The 6,200-nt window shown below is 69.9% G+C and carries 7 protein-coding genes and 1 pseudogene; 7 read left to right on the plus strand and 1 reads right to left on the minus strand.

Annotation, left to right across the window (positions count from 1 at the left end; translation table 11 throughout):
• Positions 1-511: 511 nt before the first annotated feature.
• A pseudogene (locus AAH979_RS42210) lies at positions 512-1,069 on the minus strand (transposase family protein); the annotation flags it as partial.
• Between the two features lie 556 nt (positions 1,070-1,625).
• On the opposite strand from AAH979_RS42210, the gene AAH979_RS42215 reads away from it, so the two are divergent.
• The 7 genes from AAH979_RS42215 (at position 1,626) to AAH979_RS42245 (ending at position 5,986) form a co-directional block, all read left to right on the plus strand.
• On the plus strand, positions 1,626-2,783 hold the full coding sequence (locus AAH979_RS42215; RefSeq protein ID WP_346263731.1) for a histidine kinase: 1,158 nt from the start codon (positions 1,626-1,628) through the stop codon (positions 2,781-2,783).
• The gene (locus tag AAH979_RS42220) at positions 2,780-3,448 is read left to right on the plus strand and encodes a response regulator transcription factor (protein ID WP_346263732.1); all 669 of its coding nucleotides are present in this window, start codon (positions 2,780-2,782) and stop codon (positions 3,446-3,448) included. The genes AAH979_RS42215 and AAH979_RS42220 overlap by 4 nt, the downstream gene beginning before the upstream one ends.
• 142 nt (positions 3,449-3,590) lie before the next feature.
• Complete coding sequence (locus tag AAH979_RS42225) at positions 3,591-4,091, plus strand: hypothetical protein (protein ID WP_346263733.1); 501 nt, start codon at positions 3,591-3,593, stop codon at positions 4,089-4,091.
• Positions 4,092-4,093: 2 nt separating this feature from the next.
• The gene (locus AAH979_RS42230; protein WP_346263734.1) at positions 4,094-4,345 is read left to right on the plus strand and encodes a DUF3817 domain-containing protein; all 252 of its coding nucleotides are present in this window, start codon (positions 4,094-4,096) and stop codon (positions 4,343-4,345) included.
• A gap of 35 nt (positions 4,346-4,380) precedes the next feature.
• On the plus strand, positions 4,381-4,593 hold the full coding sequence (locus AAH979_RS42235; RefSeq protein ID WP_346263735.1) for a hypothetical protein: 213 nt from the start codon (positions 4,381-4,383) through the stop codon (positions 4,591-4,593).
• Between the two features lie 98 nt (positions 4,594-4,691).
• Positions 4,692-4,934: a hypothetical protein gene (locus tag AAH979_RS42240; RefSeq protein WP_346263736.1), complete on the plus strand. Its 243-nt coding sequence runs from the start codon at positions 4,692-4,694 to the stop codon at positions 4,932-4,934.
• A 113-nt stretch (positions 4,935-5,047) separates the two neighbouring features.
• Positions 5,048-5,986 (plus strand): anthrone oxygenase family protein, encoded by a 939-nt coding sequence (locus AAH979_RS42245; RefSeq protein WP_346263737.1) that lies wholly within the window; start codon positions 5,048-5,050, stop codon positions 5,984-5,986.
• The last annotated feature ends 214 nt before the right edge of the window (positions 5,987-6,200 follow it).

The following is a 6,200-nucleotide window of genomic DNA, read 5'->3' on the forward strand; positions in this document are numbered from 1 at the left end:
CAACGCCTCCGCGAACGTCCTCACCATGTCCCGCAGCAGGTCCGGCGATGCCGACGCGAGGTGCTCACGAAGGAAGCCGGTGGGGTCGGTAGGCTCGGGTACGGCCATCGTGGTGCTCGCCGGCACCGCAGACTCCCTCGGGTCCGGCACAGGTCGTGATTCAGCCCCATCAACCCAGCTATGGGGCGGCGACGTCGTGGACGTTGCAGAGGGACCGGGCCATCCCTGCTGGTTCGTCGAGACGTCTGCGTTTCGTCTGCGCTGGCCTACTCGGTTCACGGTGGAGTCGCCACAGGACCAAGGCGACGGCACACCGTTCTACCTGCACGGGCCGGGCGAGGCGGCCATCTTTCCTCAGGGTCCGGTATCCAGGGAACGGCTGGTAGATCCGCGCGCCCTGGTTGCCGTCGGACGGTTCTGGATCAGCGCGTGGCGGATGGCGGCTTTGGAGTCATCGAGTTGGGCTATCAGCACAACGAAGAGCCGTGGTGGCAGGGGCATTGAGCCACTTTCATCCTGCGTAGCGGTCGGCTTCGACGTGGTGCAGGACGAGGATGGCCTGCACGATCGCGGTCGCTCGACGTGGGCAGCAGCGCAGCTTGGCAAGGATTCTCCAGGTCTTGAGCGTGGCGATGGCGCGTTCGCCGCGGGCATGGATCTTCGCGTGCGCCCGGTTCACTGCCTTCTGCCGGCGTGACAGCTTTGGTCGGAATCGGCTCCGTTTGAACGGCGTCCGCACGCTGCCGCAGGCACCCTGGTAGCCCTTGTCGGCAAAGGTCATCACGCTTGCCCTGGTCAGGGCATCGACGATGCCGTGGGTGCGGGCTGCGGTCAGGTCGTGCGCCGAGCCTGGCAATGCCGGTGACGCCCACACCAGCCGACCGGCGGCATCCGCGATGACCTGCACGTTGACGCCATGCCGCTTGTGCCTTCCGGAGTAGTACGGCTTCTGCTCGGCGACCCGGTCGATCGGGATCAGCGTGCCGTCCAGGATCGCGTAGGCCAGGCTTCGGACCCGCTTCATGGTCGTGGCCAGGTCCTCGGCAGCGGCGGCGAGTAGGGCGATCGCTTAGGTGATGCAGTCGGCTGACGGTCTCGGTGCGTTTCGACCGAGAGTGTCGCGGCGATCGACCAGCAGCCGCAGCGAGACGCTGTCGTCATCGGCGGTGACCTGCCGCAATCCCTCGGTGCGCAGGGCGGCCACAGCCACGGAGTATGCATCGGCGGGATCGGTTTGCGGCCCTGGCCGGTGGCGAACACCCGGGCCCGGGCGGAGAGTTTCGCGGGCACGTCGAGGTGGCCTGAGCCGCCGCCCGGTCACCCCACACCCACCGCTGGTCCGCCACTGGAGGGTCAGGGTCGAAACGGCAACGCGACCTGCTTATGGATCGAGCCCAGGCTACCGGCGTCCTGCTCCCACGACGCCCCGTATCGGCGGCGAGTGCGGACTCTGGAACTTGATCGCCCATGTTCCGGTACGGGTCGATGAGGTTTCGATCACCCGGTCCGGAATCGTCCGGACGTGCTGACTCCTCCACCACCGGTCGCTGCACATGTCGGCACATCGGCCATCGCTCGCCCCGGCGCTGCTCAGCCCGATGTGCGCGTTCGTAGAATGTCGGATCGTGGCGGCTTCCCCGATCCGACTGCGCCGGCCATCTCGTTTCGACATCGCGCTGGCCACCGGTTTCGGGACTGCCGGGCTGGTGCATCCGCTTCGGCAGGCGGACCTGGCTGATCCCTGGTCTCTGGTGGCCGGGCTCTTCCTGCTGGTGGTGGCGGCTGTCGCGGTCGTGTGGCGACGGCAGTTCCCACTTTCGGTGCTGACCGTGGTGACGGCGGCGGCGTTCACCTGCCAGCTGGCCGGGGCCGGCGGTTCGGCGGGTCTGCTCGTGGCGCTGGCGTTGTACACCGTGACGGCGTCTCGCCCGTGGTGGTGGGCGGTGGGCTGCGGACTCGCCGTGGCGCTGACCGCTGCCGTCGCGGTGGGGGTCGGGGCAGGCGGGGGCGGTCCGCGTCCGGAGGATCTGGTGTGGGTGACTGGCACGGTGATGGCCACCGGGATGATCGTTCGAGGGGTGCGGCGCACCCAGGCCGGGGCGGTCGAGCGTGCGGAGGCCGCGGCCCGGTCGCGGGCCGAGCGTGAGCTGCAGCGGATGGCCTACGAGGTGCACGATGTCGTCACGCACAGCCTCGCGGTGATCAACGTGCAAGCCGGGGTCGCCGCCCACGTCGCAGACCAGCGACCGGAGCAGGCCAGGGAGGCGCTGGTGGCGATCAAGATCGCGAGCCGGACGGCGCTGGCCGATCTCCGGGCGTCGGTCGGGGTGCTGAACAGCCCGGTTGGCGGGCCGGCGGTTGCCGGTTCCTCAGAGCTGGCGGGGCTGGCCCGGCTGGGTGAGCTGGCCCGGGCGGGTGAGTCGGCCGGGCTGACCGTCGTCGTACGGGGCGAGCAGGGTGACCTGCCGGCCACCGTCGACCGGGCGGCGTTCCGGATCGTACGGGAGGCGGTGACCAACACCGTCCGGCATGCCGTGGGCGCCCGGCAGATCACGATCGACCTGATACGGCGAGGAGACGTGTTGCGGCTGCGGGTGCGCGACGACGGTCGTACGCCTCCGGTTCCGGTCCCGGGCAGCGGCCTGCGCGGCATGGCCGATCGGGCCGCCGAGCTGGGCGGCCGGCTGTCCGCCGGACCTACCGCAGGCGGCTTCCAGGTAGAGGCGGACCTGCCGACCACCCGGCGGCCCGACGCGGACAACGGGCCGACGGGGCCGCGATGATCAGGGTCCTGCTCGCCGACGATCGGCGGCTGGTCCGGGCCGGATTCCGGCTGCTGCTGGAGAACGAGGTCGGCTTCGAGGTCTGTGCGGAGGCCGCCGACGGACGGGAGACGGTCGAGGCCGTCCGCACCGCCCGTCCTGACGTCGTGGTATTGGACATCCGGATGCCGGGCACCGACGGGTTGACCGCACTCCGGTTGCTCGCCGCCGATTCCGACCTCGCCGGTACGAGGGTACTGGTGCTGACCACGTTCGACCTGGACGAGTACGTGTTCGAGGCATTGCGGGTCGGCGCGAGTGGTTTCCTGCTCAAGGACGCCGAGCCGGCGGAGCTGCTCCGCGCGATCCGACTCGTCGCCGCCGGAGAGGCGCTGCTCGCCCCGAGCGTGACCCGTCGGCTGATCGCCGCCTTCGCCGACGGCCGCCGTGACGGACCCGCCGACGAGACCAGACTCACCGCGCTCACGACCCGGGAACGGGAGGTGCTCACCCTGGTGGGAGGCGGGCTGACCAACAGTGAGATCGCCGAGCGTCTGATGGTCAGCCCGGCCACGGTACGCACCCATATCGGGCGGGTCCTCACCAAGCTCGATGCCCGCGATCGGGTGCAACTGGTCATCCTCGCCTACGAGACGGGCCTGGTCACCGCGTGCCACCGCGAGTGAGCCGGCGCGTGCGGGCCGCCTGGACTACGTCGAGACGTGGACCTGCGGCTACGTCAGCACGACGATGTGGCGACCCCGCCCAACCCGGCAGAGTTACGGCGCTGGCCAGCCAGGCCCGCACCGGAACTCCCGGAGGGTGGAAGTGGGAAAGTTTCTGCTCAGTGTGCACGTGCTCGCGGCGATCGTCTTCATCGGACCGGTGACGGTGGCCGTGAGCCTGTTCCCACGCTACGCGCGTACGGCATTGACCGGCCGGGGCACCGGCGACCTCGCTGTGACCCGGTCGGCGGCGGTGGCCGCGCTATTGCACCGGATCAGCCGGGTGTACGCGCTGCTCGGCCTCTCCGTACCGGTGGCGGGGCTCGCCGTGGCCGTCGAGCTGGATGTGCTGGCCGACGGTTGGCTGGTGGTGTCGATCGTCCTCACCGCGGCCGCCGCGGCCCTGCTCGGGCTCGTCGTGTTGCCCGCGCAGCGCGGCGCCATGGTCGCGCTGGACGCCGACGGGCCGGACGCCGAATCGGCGCGGGCGAGATCGCTCGCCGGTTCCTCCCGGCTGGCCGCCGCGGCGGGCGTGTTCGCGTTGCTCTGGGCCGTCGTGGTCGTGCTGATGGTCTTCCGTCCCGGCTCCACCACCGGAGTCTGACCGTGACGGAGCTCCGCTGGCTGCACACTGCCGCCGGAGGCGAGGCCATGACCCTGCTGGCGCTGCTGGTGAACCTGTCGACGGTGCGTGCCGACTGGCTCAGCTCCACTGTCGGGCCACTGCACGGCTTCGCCTGGCTCGCCACGATCGCCCTGGCCTGGTCGGCTCCGCTGCCCCGTACGGCCCGGCTGCTGGCCCTGGTGCCCGGCGTCGGCGGCATGCTCGTCCTCCGGCATGCCCGCCGCACCCACTGAACAATCCCCAGCCGAGCCTCCTCCCGGAGACACCGATGACAGACCTGTACCCGCACCTGCCGTTTCCCTCGACCGCCCTGCATGCGACGACGCTGCGGTACGCCCGGCGGAAAGAGCCCGCGCCGATTTTCAACCACAGCCTGCGTAGCTACCTCTACGGCAGGTCGGTCGGTGACCAGCAGGGCCTGCGCCCCGGTCGCGACTACGACGACGAACTGCTATTCCTCGGTGCGCGCTGCACGACATAGGACTGAGCGACGAGGGCAACGGACCGCAGACGTTCGACCTCGCCGGTGTCGATCTCGCCGCCGACTTCCTCACCCGCGAAGGGCTGTCACCGGACCGGGTGGAGATCGTCTGGGACGCCATCGCCCTGCACCTCATCGCCCACGTCGCGATGCGCAAACGCCCGGAGATCGCCCTGGTCAGCGTCGGGGCTGGAGTCGATCTCGGCGCCGGACCAGGGGCGCTACCGGACGGGTACGCCGACCAGGTGCACGCCGTACTCCCGCGGTTGCACGCCGCCCCGGCGATCCGGGACGCGATCGTCAACCAGGCCCTCGACGATCCGCAAAAGGGCCACCGCTGAGCCTCGCGGGAGAAACTCGTCCGCCAACACACCGGAATCGCCTGGCCCAGTTGGGAGCAACTCACCCAATCTCCGGGCTGGCACGACTACGACGGATACGGACAATAGCGGCGATGTCGCTCTCGGCAAGACCGCTCATCAACCAACCTGCTCAAACACGGCTTGGAGTCGCGATGCACCACCGAGCGGTTCCCGGGCGGCCGGCCCGCCATCAGTTCACGGACGCGCTGCTGACGGTTGCGCAGTTCGGTCAGGCGCACCTCTTCTTCGGAAACCTCTACGAGGCGGTCGTGAAGGTCCCGGACCGATTCGCCGAACACCGCGACCTGGCCACTCCACCGGGGGCAACGGCGAGCCTCGCGTCGCTGCTCCGCCCCGGCAGCCCGGTGCTCTACTTCGTGCCGAGCGGCCCGATCACCGTCGCGATGGCGGTCGGCGCGCTGGCCACCGGCTGGCGGGGCCCGAACCGCCACTGGCTCACCGCCTCCGCTGCCGCCACCGTGGCGATGGCCCTGCAAACGGCTCATCTCAACCGCACGGTCAACAGGCCACTCTTCCTTCACCAGACAGAGCCGACAACCGCCGAGCGAACCGCGCTGCTGCGCCGCTGGTACCGGATGAACGCTATCCGGATGGCGACCCTCGCCATCGGCTGGGTCACCGCCCGGCAAGCAAAGACTCGAAACTACGATCGACTGGACGCCCCGCCACCCATGGCGGTTTGTCGCTGTTTCGAGCAAACGACCGGGTCCACTGCTAGGGCCACCCGCGCGACGGCATCGAGCTGCCCCTCGCTGGAATCCCTCAAGGGACTCTTCTCTTACCCGATCACGCGCAGCCACCGACAATGGCTGGCTGCGGCCATGCCGTGGACTAACCGGGCCAGGTCCGCCGCCCCTTCGGCGTCGTCGGCGCGGCGCACCACCCTCGAAGGATCGGCGCGACCTCGTCGAGCTCGAACGCGCCCGCGCAGCAGCACGAACTGGAGTACCAGCCGGGCAAGGCGAGCGTTGCCGTCGTCGAACGGATGGAAGAAGGCGATGTCGAGGTAGGCCCGGGCTGCTCGGGCGTCACCGATGTCTCCGGATCGGCGGCCTACTCCTGCACCCCGACCACGAGCCACCCAGCCCGACGGAATGGGAACAGTGGCATCCGGTCACCGGCACAGCGATCACCAAGCAGCACGTGACCGCCCACGCGACAGGGCCACGCCGGACGACACCCGCCTCGTCCACTCACACTGCCAGCGCCGGGCAACCTGCGCCC

The sequence above is a fragment of the Plantactinospora sp. ZYX-F-223 genome (assembly GCF_039649625.1).
In the GTDB taxonomy this organism is placed as follows: domain Bacteria; phylum Actinomycetota; class Actinomycetes; order Mycobacteriales; family Micromonosporaceae; genus Plantactinospora.

Coding starts and splice junctions, on each gene's coding strand:
- AAH979_RS42220 (WP_346263732.1), top strand. CDS start 2,780: ATGATCAGGGTCCTGCTCGCCGACGATCGGCGGCTGGTCCGGGCCGGA.
- AAH979_RS42235 (WP_346263735.1), top strand. CDS start 4,381: ATGACAGACCTGTACCCGCACCTGCCGTTTCCCTCGACCGCCCTGCAT.
- AAH979_RS42245 (WP_346263737.1), top strand. CDS start 5,048: ATGTCGCTCTCGGCAAGACCGCTCATCAACCAACCTGCTCAAACACGG.